General features: G+C 37.9%; 13 protein-coding genes. 11 read left to right on the top strand and 2 right to left on the bottom strand.

The annotated features are described in order from the left end of the window. The first annotated feature begins 1 nt into the window (after window position 1). From A3H37_00550 to A3H37_00540, 3 genes are all read left to right on the top strand, one after another. Window positions 2–3175, top strand: a complete 3174-nt coding sequence (locus A3H37_00550) for a cytochrome-c peroxidase (protein OGL50230.1) — start codon at window positions 2–4, stop codon at window positions 3173–3175. A 200-nt stretch (window positions 3176–3375) separates the two neighbouring features. Next, the gene (locus A3H37_00545) at window positions 3376–4680 is read left to right on the top strand and encodes a hypothetical protein (protein ID OGL50229.1); all 1305 of its coding nucleotides are present in this window, start codon (window positions 3376–3378) and stop codon (window positions 4678–4680) included. 188 nt (window positions 4681–4868) lie between these two features. Further along, entirely contained in the window at window positions 4869–5309 is a 441-nt protein-coding gene (locus A3H37_00540; protein ID OGL50228.1) for a hypothetical protein, read from the top strand. Between the two features lie 19 nt (window positions 5310–5328). Here the strand turns inward: A3H37_00540 and A3H37_00535 are convergent, their stop codons facing one another. Continuing rightward, on the bottom strand, window positions 5329–6384 hold the full coding sequence (locus A3H37_00535; protein ID OGL50227.1) for a bifunctional phosphoglucose/phosphomannose isomerase: 1056 nt from the start codon (window positions 6382–6384) through the stop codon (window positions 5329–5331). A gap of 237 nt (window positions 6385–6621) precedes the next feature. Here A3H37_00535 and A3H37_00530 point away from each other — a divergent pair, with 237 nt between their 5' ends. Beyond that, window positions 6622–7566 (top strand): hypothetical protein, encoded by a 945-nt coding sequence (locus A3H37_00530; GenBank protein ID OGL50226.1) that lies wholly within the window; start codon window positions 6622–6624, stop codon window positions 7564–7566. 138 nt (window positions 7567–7704) lie between these two features. On the opposite strand, the gene A3H37_00525 is transcribed toward A3H37_00530, so the two are convergent. Beyond that, a complete protein-coding gene (locus tag A3H37_00525) occupies window positions 7705–8745 on the bottom strand; it encodes an N-acetyl-gamma-glutamyl-phosphate reductase (protein OGL50307.1) in 1041 nt (346 codons plus the stop codon). 391 nt (window positions 8746–9136) lie between these two features. Here A3H37_00525 and A3H37_00520 point away from each other — a divergent pair, with 391 nt between their 5' ends. From A3H37_00520 to A3H37_00490, 7 genes are all read left to right on the top strand, one after another. Beyond that, entirely contained in the window at window positions 9137–9940 is an 804-nt protein-coding gene (locus A3H37_00520; protein ID OGL50225.1) for an adenylyltransferase, read from the top strand. A gap of 120 nt (window positions 9941–10060) precedes the next feature. After that, window positions 10061–10297, top strand: a complete 237-nt coding sequence (locus A3H37_00515) for a tRNA methyltransferase (GenBank protein ID OGL50224.1) — start codon at window positions 10061–10063, stop codon at window positions 10295–10297. 176 nt (window positions 10298–10473) lie between these two features. Next, entirely contained in the window at window positions 10474–10710 is a 237-nt protein-coding gene (locus tag A3H37_00510; GenBank protein ID OGL50223.1) for a hypothetical protein, read from the top strand. A 95-nt stretch (window positions 10711–10805) separates the two neighbouring features. Beyond that, the gene (locus A3H37_00505; GenBank protein OGL50222.1) at window positions 10806–11816 is read left to right on the top strand and encodes a hypothetical protein; all 1011 of its coding nucleotides are present in this window, start codon (window positions 10806–10808) and stop codon (window positions 11814–11816) included. Window positions 11817–11901: 85 nt separating this feature from the next. Then, a complete protein-coding gene (locus A3H37_00500; protein ID OGL50221.1) occupies window positions 11902–13020 on the top strand; it encodes a hypothetical protein in 1119 nt (372 codons plus the stop codon). Between the two features lie 9 nt (window positions 13021–13029). Continuing rightward, entirely contained in the window at window positions 13030–14337 is a 1308-nt protein-coding gene (locus A3H37_00495; protein ID OGL50220.1) for a hypothetical protein, read from the top strand. After that, entirely contained in the window at window positions 14334–15599 is a 1266-nt protein-coding gene (locus A3H37_00490) for an MFS transporter (GenBank protein ID OGL50219.1), read from the top strand. The genes A3H37_00495 and A3H37_00490 overlap by 4 nt, the downstream gene beginning before the upstream one ends. The last annotated feature ends 21 nt before the right edge of the window (window positions 15600–15620 follow it).

Raw genomic sequence — 15620 nt, 5'->3', positions numbered from 1 at the left:
GATGATTGAAAAGTTAATCATTTTTGCCCTTGAGCAAAGGCTTCTTATAATAATCGGAGTCATCTTGTTAGCCGTTTTTGGAATATATTCTTTCCAAAGGCTTCCCATTGATGCCTTCCCAGATGTGACAAATATCCAGGTTGTGGTCATAGCAGAATCTCCTGGTCGTTCTCCCATTGAAGTTGAAAAATTTGTAACATTCCCTATAGAAGTTCAAATGAGCGGACTTCCAAGACTTGTCGAACTTCGCTCCCTATCAAAATTCGGGCTCTCTCTCGTAACAATTGTTTTTGAAGATGATGTAGATATTTATTTTGCAAGGCAGTTGGTTCTTGAGAGATTAATTGAAGCTAAGGAGAAGTTACCTGAAGGTATAGAGGCAAGCTTAGGTCCAATATCGACAGCTCTTGGAGAAATTTATCAGTATACCTTTGAAAAGGAAGGCAATCCCAACTTCACAGAAAAAGATCTTATGGGATTAAGAACTCTTCAAGATTGGGTTATAAGACCCATCTTAAAAACCATCCCAGAAGTTGTAGAGGTCAATGCTTTTGGAGGATTTGTTAAGCAGTATCAGGTGCTTGTCCATCCAGACAAACTGAGAAAATATGACTTGAGCTTGAGGGAAATTTTTGAGTCCGTCCTTCAAAATAATACAAATGCAGCAGGCAATATTCTCGAGCACTCATCAGAGCGATATATAGTTCAAGGTTTTGGCCTTATCAAATCTATTCAGGATATTGAAAATATCATTGTCAGGGAAGAAGCAGGAACACCTATTTTTGTTAAGGATGTAGCTGAAGTAAAGATTGGTCCAGAGACGAGGCAGGGTGCTACTGTGAAGGATGGTAAGGGAGAGGTTGTTGCTGGGATTGTCATGATGATAAAGGGAGGAAGCGGCAGGGATGTAGTAGCGAAGGTTAAGGAAAAGGTAAAGGAAATAAATGAGAGCAGTATTCTTCCGAGAGGGATAAAGATTAAGCCTTATTATGACAGGACTGAGCTTGTTGAAAAATGTATTGGAACCGTAACAAGGGCCATTGAGGAGGGTGGTATTCTCATTATCATAGTTCTATATCTCTTCTTGAGAGACATAAGAGGTGCCTTTGTTGTGGCCTTAAGTTTGCCCCTTGCAACTCTTGCAACCTTTATCGTAATGGAGAGGCTCGGTCTTTCTGCAAACCTTATGTCTTTAGGAGGCCTTGCCATATCCTTAGGCATGATTGCGGATGCAGCCATCATCCAGGTGGAAAATGTCCACAGGCATTTGTCAGAAACCGGGGCATCAAAACATAAGTTGCATACAGTTTTAAATGCTGTGATTGAAGTGAGGAAACCCAGTTTTTTTGGGGAACTTATAATAGCCTTAACCTTTATCCCCATCATGACACTTCAGGGAATGGAGGGAAAGATATTTTCACCCTTAGCCTTTACAGTAGTCATAGCTATTCTCTCATCCCTCATCCTTTCTATCTTTGTAATACCGGTTCTCTGTTTTTTATTCTTAAAACCGGGGAAGGAGAAGGAAAGTTTTATTATCCATTGGGTAAAGAAACCTTATACTATTCTCCTCCGTTGGGTTATGAAACATCCCAAGGTGGTTATAACCGCTGCTTTGATTCTTCTGATAGGAAGCATTGCTCTATTCCCTTTTCTTGGCACTGAATTCATACCAAGCCTTGATGAAGGAACTATCATGCCACAGATTATAAGGCTTCCAAGTATTTCTCTTACAGAATCTGTGGAGATAGAAAAAAAGGTGCAGAAAGCGCTTCTCAATATTCCCGAAGTTGAAGGAGTTGTATCAAGGATAGGAACGCCTGAGATTGCCACAGACCCCATGGGGCCGAATTTGAGCGACCCCTTTGTAAGGCTTAAACCAAGGGAGAAGTGGAAAACAGCAAGGACTAAGAATGAACTCATAGAAAAGATTAGAGAAGAACTTGAGAAGATTCCGGGTATAGGTCTTAATATCACTCAGCCCATAGCAATGAGAGTTGATGAGCTTATATCCGGAGTAAAGTCCCAGATTGCCATAAAACTCTTTGGAGATGATATGGAAGTTTTAAAAGAAAAAGCTGAGGAGATAGCAAGAGTGATGGCTAAAGTTGATGGAGTTAGGGACTTGAGAGTTGAACAGGTGGCTGGCCAGCCTTACCTGACAATAGATATAGATAGGAGGAAAATTGCAAGATATGGAATCAATGTAGCAAATATTCAAGAAATAATTGAGACTGCTATTGGTGGAAAAGCTGCCACAGAAGTCTTTGAAGGAGATAAAAGGTTTTCAGTGGTGTTAAGGTTTCCTGAAGAGAAAAGAAATAGCATTAAAGCGATTGGTAATATTTTTGTGAACCCCGTTAGAAAGGACGGGGCTTTAGATTCATCCCCATCCCAAGTGATGGGGCGTTCTAACGGGGTGAAGGCTTCTAATGGAGCTAATATTCCTCTTGCCCAGCTTGCCAAAATCTCAATTACTGAAGGTCCTGTCCAAATAAGTAGGGAAAACAGCAAAAGGAGAGTTGTGATTGAATGCAATGTTGAAGGAAGAGACATAGGGAGTTTTGTGCAGGAGGGAAAGGAGAAAATAAGAGAACAGGTAAAACTTCCACCTGAATATTACATTACATGGGGAGGTACTTTTGAAAATCAGCAGAGGGCTATGAAGAGGCTTTTGATTATTGTTCCCCTGACAATTGGTCTTATCTTCTTTCTGCTATTCTCGACTTTTAACTCCATGAGATACGCTCTTTTGATAATCTTAAACCTCCCACTTGCTCTGATAGGCGGTATTCTAAGTCTTTTTATTTCTGGACAATACTTAAGTGTCCCCGCATCAGTTGGCTTCATTGCCCTTTTTGGTGTGGCAGTTCTAAATGGCGTAGTCCTTGTTTCTTACATCAATAAGCTGAGGGAAGAAGGTTTGAATATTGAAGAGGCTATAACTTTAGGGTGTGAGAAACGCTTAAGGCCTGTGCTTATGACAGCTTTTGTAGCCATTATGGGACTTATTCCCATGCTCTTTGCTCAAGGTCCAGGCTCTGAAATTCAGAGACCTTTGGCAACGGTGGTGGTAGGCGGACTGGTATCATCAACACTTTTAACATTGCTTGTTCTGCCAACCATATATAAATGGTTTGCGGAAAAGAAAAAGGAAATCATCCAGCCATTTTAAGCTATCATTAGTAACATTACATTTCTGTACACTAAGAACATTAAAGCGACATAAAATTAACATATTTCTTTCTCTATGAGAATTTACAGTGTATTATTATTGTGGTTTCAAGAGTTTAATGGATTGGAAGAGTTGGCATAATAATTGCATAGATAAAGAATTAAGTTTGCTTTACTTGAATTCTAAAAGAAAGGAATAGCATGAAAAAATATCTGATAAGTTTCTTTGTTTTAGCAATCATTATATTTCTGCACCCTTCTGCCTCCTTTGGCAATGGCTTTATTATTGGCGAGCAGGATGCAGAGGCAATGGGTGGGGCAAGCGCCTTTGCTGCAAGGGCAAGCAACCCATCTGCAATATTCTACAATCCGGCAGGAATCACACAGCTTGATGGAATCAATATGACTTTGGGAACTAATCTGGTAACTGTAAAAACTACATACAATAAATCCGGAGGCGGTGATAAAAGCTCAACAAAAGACAGGTTAGACACTCCAAGTTATTTCTATGTAACAGGAAAAATAAATGACAAGTTTGCAACAGGTTTTGGTTTTTACCAGCCATTTGGCCTTGCATCAGACTGGCAGAGTGGCTGGCCCGGAAGACACATTGTTACTTACGCGATGCTCAAAACCTTTTTCTTTAATCCTGTCATCGCATGGCAACCAACAAAAAATCTATCAATTGGAGTTGGAGGTATTGGAGTATACTCAGACGTAGTATTGAACAGCAGGCTTGTTTATGAAAATCTTGCCGCAGCCAGCATACCCGGCTTTACTCCAGGAACTTTGACCGGAATAGAAGGACATTCAAAACTTAAAGGGGATGGGGGTGGCGCAGGAATAAATGCCGGAGGGTTATACAGCGTTACTGATAATCTAAAAATCGGTCTGTCCTACAGGTCTCCAATAAGAATAAGATATTCAGGAAGGACAGAGTTCAATAAAGCTAACAGTGCAAACAGTCCAACAGTAGCTCTTATAAATGCAACATTATTTAACAGCAGGGCAAGAACAAAGATAACAATGCCTCCGCAGCTTTTAGCAGGCGTATCCTACAATATCTCTAAAAATCTTACTGCTGAGTTTGACATTGACTGGAGAGGCTGGTCGCGGAGTGATACACTTAGAATTCAGTTCAGGAATAAAAGGATGAAAAACGTAAAGATTTCCCAGCAGTGGAAGGATACAGTAACCTACAGGGCAGGACTTGAATACAGGTTAAACAATAATCTGGCACTAAGGGGAGGTTACGCTTATGACCCAAGCACTGTTCCTAACAACCGTCTTGACCCGATGGTACCTGATGCTGACAAACACGCTGTAACCCTTGGACTCGGCTACAAGCTTGGAAAATGGAAGTTTGATATTTCCAATATGGCTATCTTCTTTGAAGAAGCCTCAACCCGGACTGCAAGGGTCGGATTCAATAACATGTTCAGGTTCAATGCAAAATACAACAGCTATGCAAATATAGTTTCAATGAGTGTTGGTTACAAATTTTAAGTTAGTTATATAACGGATATGTTCATTTTTGTACCATTACAATCTCAGTTATTTTCTCAATTGAAATGTTTTAAGAGATCATACTCTATTTTTTCAAGAAGTTAGCAACTTAAATATTTCCAAGATTACTCTGGCATAATTTTTGCATAATATTCTACAACAATCTTTTTAGAAGGAGGTTTTTCAAAATGAAAAAGTCGCGTTTACTAATCTTAATCTTTCTTATCCCAATGTTTCTGGTTTGCAGCAGTGCCTTTGCAGGAGGAAATTTTAAATTCAAACCAAAAAAACCTTTTGCAGGAAAATTTGAAGCAAGCATTGAGTATCAACAAGTGCCTATTATTATAGTTTACATTCTGAAAATGGAAGGAAATAACATTTCAGGAACAGTAGACACAAATTATAATGGCGTAGATCTTCCCACAATAAATGCATCAGGAACTGTTAACGAAAACAAAAAAACTGCTGATATTACCATTTTAGGAGCCACTCAAATTGGTTCGCCAAGTGATTTTGTAAGAATAACACTTATAAGCAATGGGAAAAACAGAATTAAAATGCAGTATTTAGATGCAATCGGCGGTACACCATCTGGAGATGTTATTAAGTACAAAAGATTAAAGAAGTAAATAAATTTTCAATTTCCAATTATCTCTCTTTCTTCATTCTCTTGAATTGATTGATTGACGGCACTGGTGTAGGGTCAACTTTTCTGAGAATTGCAAAATAATAGCTTGTCCAGTCACCAAGACAGATAAGAGAAAGCATCTGAGCCAGTTTTGATTTCCCCTCTCCGCATAATTCTATAATGCTTCCAACCTTTGGTTTTATAATTTCCAGAGCTACATCAATACATTTCTTAAGCTCAGGATTTTCCATAGAAGAACGCAGACATACAACTATTGTACTCTTTTTTGACTCAGGGTCATCTGCAAGCCCTATAATTTCATTATGCCCAAGTTCGGGAAAGAAGTTATAATAGACCGAAAGTTTTGAATTCTCATTAAATTGAGTCTTTAAACGGAATACTGCGGGCTTTGTTATTTGTTCAGAACCAAAAATCATTATATTCTTACCTTCAACCCTCTTTGCAATCTCCTTTGCCCTGTTTCCAGAAACCAGAGATGAAAGGGTATATTTTTCTTGAAGCTTTTTTAAGATTTTCTCAGCTTCAAGGATATCCTTGTAAGGTAATGCTTTTGGAAAAAGTTTAAGGATTATGTTAAAAAGCGGATTGAGAAGGTGCCCGAGGGCTGTCCTTGGCATAAGGCTGTCCCTGACTTTCATAAAAGGGCATTTATTTTTTCTTGCCTTTTCTTCTAATTCCCCGCCATTTGAGATAGCAATGATTTTTGATTTTCTCCTGCGGGCTTCATCATAAAGCGAAAGAGTTTCTTCTGTGTTTCCTGAATAACTGATTGCTATAACCAAAGAGTCTGGCCCTATATGTTTTGGAAGGGTGTAGTCTTTTACTACTTCAACCGGCACATCTGCTTTTTCAAGAAAAAGGGACTGAATTATATCTCCACAGATTCCTGAACCACCCATTCCGCCAATCATTATATTTTTAACAGATGAGTATTCTTTAGGAAGTGAGAGAGCTACTTTTTCAGAAAGAGTTGTTGGAAAATTATCCAGTTCCCTGTACATGTTACTTTTGTCAATAGAGCTTATGAAACTATTATTATTCAAAACTTCACTCATAAACTTCTCCTTGATTTAAGACTTTTAATGGCTGTAAGCTATAAGCATTGAGCTGTAAGTAGTAAGTTTTTTAAAATGTAGAAACAGGTCTTTAGACCTGTTGACAACAGACCTTAAGGTCTGTTTCTACAAATCCTTTTTTGCTTTAATCTTTTAAAACATATTTGATATATGCAAGCTAAAAGATAGTCAAGAGTCAAGAATAAAAATAATTAAACTAATTTTTGAAGTAACCTTATGAAAACTTATGGTGCAATAGATATAGGAACAAACTCAGTTTTATTATTAATAGGAAGAATTGATAAAAATAAACACATTGAACCCATCCACGAAGATTTAAAAGTTACAAGAATCGGCAAAGGGGTTTATGATACAAAACTGATAAAAAACGAAGCGATGACAAAAACCCTCAGCGTTCTGAAGGACTATATTGATAAGTGCAAAAAATCAGGAGCAGAAAATATCAAGGTAGTGGGAACAAGCGCTTTAAGAATGGCAGAAAACTCATCAGCCTTCTTAAATCTTGTAAAAAATGAAACAGATATAATAGTTGAAGTAATATCAGGGAAAAAAGAAGCTGAGCTTTCTTTTCTTGGAGCAGTTTCAGGAATAGAAGATAAAGGTATTAATACAACAATCATAGATATTGGAGGAGGAAGCACTGAAATAATTTTTGGAGCAGATGATAAAATTCAATATTCTAAAAGCCTTGAAATCGGCTCAGTGAGACTGACAGAAAAGTTCTTGAAATCAGACCCTGTAGAAGAAAATGAGGTTAGAAATATAAGGGAAGCAATAAAAAATAATCTCAAGCAAATCCCCCCTCGCCCCCCTTTAGCAAAGGGGGGTTGGGGGGATTTGCCTAACAAGGATAATCTTCTAATCGGAGTTGCAGGAACAGTCACCACCCTTGCGCAGATAGACCTGAAAATCCCAGGATATGACAGGTTGAAAATTGAAAATTGGAAATTGAAAAGTGAAAATTTAAAAAGAATTATTTCTGTTTTGAAGAAAAAGGACATGGATGAGAGGAAAAAGATAATAGGTCTTGAACCTGATAGAGCAGATGTTATTATTGCTGGAGCTATTATTCTTGAAGAGATAATAAACTATCTGAAATTCTATGAGCTACATGTGAGCACAAGAGGGCTGCGCTATGGTGTAATGATGGAGATGATATAAAATGTCAAATGCCAAAGCTCAAAGTTCAAATAAAAAAGGGTTCAGAGTGTCAGGGATTCAAAGGTTTAAGTGAAAAAATAATCACTTGAAGCTCTTATTTGATTTTGAATTTTGGATTTTGAAATTTGAACTTATTATTTAAATTTTTTTGCCAACAGGCAATCCCTCTGTTTCATCAATACCCATCATAATATTCATATTCTGAACAGCCTGTCCTGCAGCTCCCTTTACAAGATTATCAATTGCAGAAATTACAATAATTCTATTACTGCGCTCGTCATATTTTATCCCTATATCGCAGAAATTGGTATCAACCACATTCAGTGTTGAAGGGTATTCACCTTTGCCATATACCCTTACAAAATGACATTTCCTGTAGGCTTCATTATAAAGTTCCCTGATTTCATCCTCAGAGCATTTTTTTTCAGGTTTCAAGTAAATTGTGCTTAAAATTCCCTTATCAAGAGGTGCAACATGGGGAACAAATGTCAGATTAACTGAACTTCCGGAAATTACGGAAAGCTCCTGTTCAATCTCAGGGGTATGGCGGTGAGAAGCCACATTGTAAGGAAAAAGATTGCGGTAGTTGTCCATAAAAAGATTCATTCCGGGTTTTGCAAACCTTCCTGCGCCTGAAATTCCAGAATAAGAACTGACAATTATATCCTTCAAGTCAATCCATTCATTTTTAACCAAAGGATTGCAGCCAAGTATTATGCTTGTTGGATAGCACCCGGGATTTGCAACAAGCATTGCCTTTTTGATTTTATTTCCATATATTTCAGGAAGTCCGTAAATTGCAATTTTAACAAGAGCGTGGTCTTTGTGGTCAACCCCATACCATTTCTGATATTCCTTACAATCCTTGAGCCTGAAATCAGCGCCAAGGTCTATGACTTTCACTCCATTTTCAATCAATTTTCTTGAAATCTTTGAGGCATAGTCATGTTGCTTTGAAATAAAAACCACAGAGCAGTTTTCAATAATCTCTTCTTCAGAAAAAGCCTTAAGAGTCAAATCCAGAATTCCTTTTAAGAATTTATGGACTTCCCAGACCTTTTTCCCGGTAAAATGTTCTGATTCAAGATAGGCAAGCTTTGCTTTTGGATGGTTTATTAAAATTTTTAAAATCTCGCCTGATGTCAGGCTCGATGTTCCGATGATTCCAACTTTTATCATTTCTACCATTTCCATATTCAGATTTTGCTATCAGAAAAATATCCAATTGTCAAATAAATTGAAGCTCCTCCAATAAACTGCAGAAAATCTCAAAATGCAAGTAACAGTTTTTATAGATTCGTTTGCCAACCCTGCCAACCCTGCAGCAACCTGTGGGAATTGCACTTACTATACATTTTCAATTTCTTTGCTTGACCTATTTTTTTATTGAGTTAAAAGCCCTTGACAAAAACAATTTTTTATGAATTTAAAGAAGTCAAAGGTTAAATAAATTGAATGTTCAAATCCCCCCAACCCCCCTTTGCTAAAGGGGGGCGAGGGGGGATTTGATTTTTACTTTATAATATTGTGTTGCGTGGGTCTATAGACTAATTATTGGAGTAAGTTTTTAATGTTTGATTTTTCTGAAGAACAGATAGAAAGATACAGCCGTCATATAATCCTGCCTGAAGTTGGCGGAAAGGGACAGAAAAAGCTTCTTGAGTCAAGTGTTCTGATTATCGGGGCAGGAGGGCTTGGCTCTCCGTCAGCATATTATCTTGGAGCTGCAGGAATAGGAAAAATTGGTATAATAGACGGAGATGTTGTTGAGTTGAGCAATCTTCAGAGGCAAATAATCCACAGCACCACTGACTTGGGAAGACCAAAAGTAGAATCTGCAAAAGAAACAATAAACAAACTAAACAGCGATGTTAAGGTAATAACATATAAAGAGAGAATAGATTCCAAAAACATAATGGGAATTATTAAAGACTATGATGTGATTTTAGACGGATGCGATAACTTTCCAACCCGTTATCTTGTGAATGATGCCTGTGTATTTGCAAAAAAGACAAATGTGCACGGCAGTATTTTCAGGTTTGAAGGGCAGGCAACAGTCTTTAAACCCTTTGATGGCCCTTGCTACAGGTGCCTTTACCCTCAACCACCTCCTCCGGGAGCAGTCCCAAGCTGCCAGGAAGCAGGGGTATTAGGAGTACTTCCCGGAATAATTGGAATTATACAGGCAATAGAAGCCATAAAAATCATACTTGGAATCGGAGAGCCTTTAACAGGAAGGCTTTTAATGTATGATGCTTTGGATATGGAATTTAGAGAATTAAAGATAAGAAAAGACCCTGCCTGCCCTATTTGTGGTGAAAACCCATCAATAAAAGAGCTGATTGACTACGAACAGTTCTGTGGGATTAGATAATATGTCTTTGAAAAAGTCTCTAAAGTAGAGTTCCTTTAAGCCCTCAGATAAATTCTAATTGACAAACTTAAAGAGAGATTATATCTGGAAAGCAGAAAAGGAGGGTTATCTTAAAGAGCAATGAACGAATATTCCATTACAGCAACATTGGATATAACCAGAGAAACATGCCCGATGACCTTTGTGAAAACCAAGCTTAAGCTTGAATCCCTTCAGGCAGGCGATATTTTAGAGGTTTTTCTGAAAGATGGAGAGCCGATCAAAAATGTTCCAAGGTCAGTTACAGATGAAGGGCATAAGGTTTTAAAAGTTGAACAAAATGGAGATGTTTTTCGTCTCATAATCCTCAAACAATAAAACACTATGGGCCATTCTCTCTCACCTGAGAGAGTTTTTATAAAAACATAAAAGCCGTTCTGATTATCAGGGCGGCTTTTATGTTTTTTTCATCCTTGACAACTTTTTGATAATAATTATAATCAAAACAAATTTCATTAATTACTTATTAAAAAACCTTACACAGGAGGAAAAAAATGGCTGAATTCGCATGGGAAGGAAACTCAAAAGAAATCTATGATAAACTCATTTCCGGCTCACCAAAACCTTTTCAGGAAATGACCAGAAAAAAAGCGAATGAAACCCTTGTTGCTAAAGTCGGGGATGGCGGGAAAGTAACACCTGAAATTCTTGTTGAAGTTGTAAAGGAAATCACACCAAAGCCCTTTCTTGCTATGGCAATGAAATCAATTGAGCCTCTTATTAAAAAATAGTGATTGTTGAAAAACAATTATTTAAGAGTAAGAATATAAACATAATCCCGTCCTGATTTTTTTGCAGGACGGGATATTTTTTAAGAGGGAGAGCAATGAACAGTTTTCATGGTGTCCATGAAATTGAGCTGGCAAATACAAAAGCATTTTATATAGACGGGTCTGAAAAGATACTGGTAGATACCGGGCTAAAGCCATTGCACAATGATGTCTTGAATTTTCTTTCAAAAAACGGATATAATTTTGGCGAAGGAGGATTTGAATTTTTTAAAAAGGGCTCTCACCATACAATCCTTAACTTTTTGAAAAAAAACAAGTTCAAAGTTGATGTCATCATATGCACTCACTGCCATGGGGACCACACAGGAAACCTTGCCCAACTTAAAGAAGAATTAAATGTTCCTGTTGCTGCACACAGCGCTGACATACCATTCATTGAAGGCAGAGAAAAGGTTTCAAATCCTCAATTTGTTCCTGAAGAGCTTCAAAAACATTTTGATGTTGCGCCCTGTAAAGTGGATATCAGTTTAAAAGATGATGAATTCTTTAATGAAGATTTAAGAATAATTCACATTGAAGGGCATACAAAAGGAAATATATGCTTGCTCTATCGAAACAAGGTACTTATTACAGGTGATACAGTTTTAGGGAAGAATCTTTTAAATCCTAAAATGGCACCTGAGGAATTAAACCTTTCAGCAGAATGGTCTTGCTTTTCCTACAAAAAGGCATGGGATAATCTACCAAAGTTGTTGAACTATAGTTTTGATACAATCCTGCCAAGTCATGGACTCTCTATAAAAAAAGATGGAAAGAGAAGACTTGAACAATTAATAAAGAGGAGACCTGAACAATTAATTGATAGGGTCTATGATACTATTCCTATTCAGGAGAAATGTATAAAGCCTGATAGACAAAGAATTCCTGATGAAGTAAAGAGATTCGTCTGGAAACGTGATGATGGATCATGCGTAAAATGTGGAAGCCGAGAGAGGTTAGAATTTGACCATATGGTACCTGTTTCAAAAGGTGGAAGTAACACTGCAAGAAACATAGAACTTCTGTGTGAGAAGTGTAATCGAAAAAAGAGTGACAACATCATTTAGTATGTAAAAGCAAATCTAATAAAGGCATGCACCTAACTTGCGCCCTTCGGACACTCGCGAGTAATGTCTGTCGTTAGGTGTAGTTATGGATAATAAAAAAAATATTTTTATAAATTCAAAACAAGTTGAATTACAATTGGAAAGAGATAAACTTCAAGATTATATTAATACAAAAGTCTGTGGACAAATAAATCCTTCCATGAGTTTGAAAATCAAGCTTGCTATTGAAAATCTCCATAAGGGGAAAATTGAGACTCTGAAAACTGAAAAACTTCCAGGAGATGCTTCAGACCGCTCTTTTTACAGGTACAGCTACAAAACTGGAGGCGCAAAGAAGTCATTAATTGTAATGGAACTGCAGGAAGGGTTTTCAGGCAAAAATCTTTCCTTTATTGATGTGCAGGAACATCTGAAAAAATCAGGGTTGAGGGTTCCTGAGATATATGGTTTTGACGGAGATGAAAAATTCCTCTTGCTTGAGGACCTGGGTGATGAAACTATGGAAAGGAGGTTATCTTTTCTTGATGGTAAAAGAAAAAAAAACCTCTATGAAAAAGCAGTTGCTCTTCTTGTTCATTTGCAGGTAAAAGCATCCATCCCAAAAAAGCCAAAAAGCATAGCCTTTACCCTGTCATTCGATGTTGAAAAATTTATGTTTGAATTGAATTTTTTCAGAGAGCATTACCTTGAAGGTCTCCTTATGGCAGAAATCAGCAATGATGATTTAATAAATTTAAATAATGAATTTTTAAAACTTTCACAGAAACTTGCGCAAGAGCCACGAGTTTTTGCCCATAGGGATTACCATTCAAGAAACCTGATGGTTGTTGGCAATGAGCTTGCAATGGTAGATTTTCAGGATGCAAGGATGGGACTCTGCCAGTATGACCTTGCGTCACTGCTGAGGGACTCTTATGTGGTTCTTGATGATTCTTTAAGGGATGGACTTATAGAATATTATATTCTCAGGATTGATGAGCATTACAGCACCAACACAGACAGAAAAGAGTTTAGAAAATTATTTGATTTTATGTCTGTCCAGAGAAACATTAAAGCCATAGGAACATTTGCTTTTCAAAAAATGGGAAAAGGAAATGATTTCTATTTGCAGTATATCCCGGATACACTGAGATATGTGAAGGAGAATCTTGAGAAATATGAAGAGCTGAAAGGGCTAAAAGATTTTTTTGTTAAATATATATAAGGATTAAAAATGACAAAATCTGGTTACAAAACCCTCTGGGTCAGAATTGCTGAAGGTCTTAAGCCAGTTAACTTCTGGTCCCTTATCTGTGCAGCATTTCTTATCAATATAATCCTCCCTCTTTTCCATATTATCCAGCCAATCTGGCTTGAGAAGGTTATTAAAATTGACCCTTCATCATACGGAAAGATAAATGCCAACCTCCAGATTATTATGGAGATAGTTAACATTGCATTTGTCGGCTACATAGGAATCCTTTCAGACAGGTTTGGAAGAAAAATTCTGATGGCAACAGGATATATCCTTTTTGGAAGCGTGTTCTTCGTCTATGGATACTCGAATTCAATAGCAGCATCACTTGGAATTGACCCTGTAATAATTGTATATATTCTGCGCGGGGTAAATGCATTGGCTTTTCTTTTTCTCTGGCCTCAGCTCATAACCCTGATTGCTGACTATACCTCTGTTGAAAGCAGGGGGAAAGGGATGGGGGCAGTAAACCTTATTGGAATATTAGGAGCTGTAATCTCCCTTATTTTCCTCTCAAGGCTTCCTCAGCTTGTTGGAATTATGGAATTTTTCTATCTTGGACCGATTCTCGGAGTTCTTGGATTCACTGTTGTTGCTGCAGGCATAGTAGATAGAACTTCAAAAAGCAAGGCTCCTCATCACTCGCTTGAAAAAAAGGAGTGGAAAAGAGTTCTTACTGCCGCAAAGGAAAGCGTTGGTTTGCGGGTATGCTTTGTTTCCGCCTTTTCTGCAAGGGCTGACCAGTCAATTCTCGGGCTCTTTCTTATTACATGGGCTGTTAAGGTAGCGCAGAATTTTGGCAAAACCTCTGCATTTGCAACAGCGCTTGCTTCTGCTGTTATGGGTTTCAATGTGATTCTTGCAGCGCTCTCATCACCGCTTTTTGGTTATCTTACTGACAGATGGAGCAGGAAAAGCGTTCTCTGTCTGTGCCTTGGTCTAAGCGGCATAGCATATTTGGGACTCGGGTTTCTCTCTTCCCCTTTCTCGCCGTTTATTTATCTTTTTATGACTTTTCTTGGATTCGGAATTTCTGGAATGACCATTGCCGCACAAACCCTGACAGCAGACCTGGCACCAAAGGAAATTGTAGGTTCTGTTCTTGGGGGATTCAACACAACAGGAGCAATAGGGATAATGTTTTTTGCCCTCATAGGAGGCTACTTATTTGACAATATAGGATTTACAACGCCATTTCTGCTTAAAGGGGCAGGTGATATTCTTGTTATAATATATATACTTTCAAACTGGTCAAAGATTCCTCATCACAAGGAAATAAAGAAATGAAAACCGGCAGATTTCGTTACAAGATACTTTTTACCCTCTGGCTTCTTTATTTCATAAACTACTGGGACAGGATAAGTGTTTTAACCCTTCTCCCTCTGATAAGAGAGGACTTGCACCTCACCCATGCAGAAATCGGTTTTGCTGCATCAATTTTCTTTCTTGCCTATGCTATTGCTCAGGTCTTTGCAGGTCACATGGCTGACCGTTTTGGCGCAAAAATAATGATGACAATTGCCATATCTGCTTTTACGGTTGTAACCTTTGTTACAGGGCTTATTCAGAACCTTAAACAATTCCTTCTTATCAGAGTTGCCCTTGGGCTGGGAGAAGGTCAGCACTGGACTCCAAGCTTAAAAATATGCGCTGATTGGTTTCCTACAAAAGAAAAAGGACGGGCTACAGGGATATACAGCACTTCATTCACCATGGGCCCTGCTGTTGCTCCAATTGTCGCCACTCTGATTGCAGCATCATTTGGATGGAGAAATGTTTTTTTCTTTCTGGCAATTCCCGGACTAATCGGAATAATATTTCTCTATTATTTTATTATAAACACTCCAAAACAGGCATATGAACTTGGCAGACTGGAAAAAAATGAATTTGACTATATCAGCTCAGGACTTCTTCCGGCGCTTGCAGGAGAGAAAAAAAATGTTTATGGGGCAATTCTGAAGGATTCTGTTTTCTGGCTTTACTCTATTGCCTTTTTTTTTAACCTTGCGGTTTTCTGGGGAAACACTACTTGGATTTCATCTTTTCTCTATGAACAGCACAAAATTAAAATCGCGGAGATGGGAGTAATAGCTGCCATACCTTTTATAGTAGGAGGAGCCTCACAGATTCTTGGCGGCTATCTTATGGACAAGGTTTTTCATGGAAAAATAAAGCCGATTCTCCTTATCTCATTTTTAGGCTGCATACCGTGCCTTTATGCCATAGGAAAAATTCAGACAGGAAATATATCAATGCTGATTTTACTCTTTGTCCTTCTTGGCTTCTTCGCAAATCTTAACTGGGGCCCCTTTATTGCATTCATTCAGTTAAGATATCCGAGAGAAATAGTAGGAACTGCTGCAGGAATCAGTAATTTCATAGGCCAGTGCGGCGCGTTTCTTTCACCGGTAATTGCAGGCTTTCTAATAACAAAAACTAATGGTAATATTTTTTATGGCAATGCCTTTATCTTCTTCTCCCTGTGCGCACTAATGGCAGCAGTGCTCTCGTTATTCTTAAAAGAAGAGTTATTCAGAATAGAGAACTAATAAATGGTTATATAAATGAAC

This window comes from Candidatus Schekmanbacteria bacterium RIFCSPLOWO2_02_FULL_38_14 (genome assembly GCA_001790855.1).
Taxonomy (GTDB): domain Bacteria; phylum Schekmanbacteria; class GWA2-38-11; order GWA2-38-11; family GWA2-38-11; genus 2-02-FULL-38-14-A.
The sequence above is the reverse complement of the archived record's forward strand: the minus strand, read 5'-3'. Positions and strand labels throughout refer to the sequence as shown.

Coding starts and splice junctions, on each gene's coding strand:
- A3H37_00550 (OGL50230.1), top strand. CDS start 2: ATGATTGAAAAGTTAATCATTTTTGCCCTTGAGCAAAGGCTTCTTATA.
- A3H37_00545 (OGL50229.1), top strand. CDS start 3,376: ATGAAAAAATATCTGATAAGTTTCTTTGTTTTAGCAATCATTATATTT.
- A3H37_00540 (OGL50228.1), top strand. CDS start 4,869: ATGAAAAAGTCGCGTTTACTAATCTTAATCTTTCTTATCCCAATGTTT.
- A3H37_00535 (OGL50227.1), bottom strand. CDS start 6,384: ATGAGTGAAGTTTTGAATAATAATAGTTTCATAAGCTCTATTGACAAA.
- A3H37_00530 (OGL50226.1), top strand. CDS start 6,622: ATGAAAACTTATGGTGCAATAGATATAGGAACAAACTCAGTTTTATTA.
- A3H37_00525 (OGL50307.1), bottom strand. CDS start 8,745: ATGATAAAAGTTGGAATCATCGGAACATCGAGCCTGACATCAGGCGAG.
- A3H37_00520 (OGL50225.1), top strand. CDS start 9,137: ATGTTTGATTTTTCTGAAGAACAGATAGAAAGATACAGCCGTCATATA.
- A3H37_00515 (OGL50224.1), top strand. CDS start 10,061: ATGAACGAATATTCCATTACAGCAACATTGGATATAACCAGAGAAACA.
- A3H37_00510 (OGL50223.1), top strand. CDS start 10,474: ATGGCTGAATTCGCATGGGAAGGAAACTCAAAAGAAATCTATGATAAA.
- A3H37_00505 (OGL50222.1), top strand. CDS start 10,806: ATGAACAGTTTTCATGGTGTCCATGAAATTGAGCTGGCAAATACAAAA.
- A3H37_00500 (OGL50221.1), top strand. CDS start 11,902: ATGGATAATAAAAAAAATATTTTTATAAATTCAAAACAAGTTGAATTA.
- A3H37_00495 (OGL50220.1), top strand. CDS start 13,030: ATGACAAAATCTGGTTACAAAACCCTCTGGGTCAGAATTGCTGAAGGT.
- A3H37_00490 (OGL50219.1), top strand. CDS start 14,334: ATGAAAACCGGCAGATTTCGTTACAAGATACTTTTTACCCTCTGGCTT.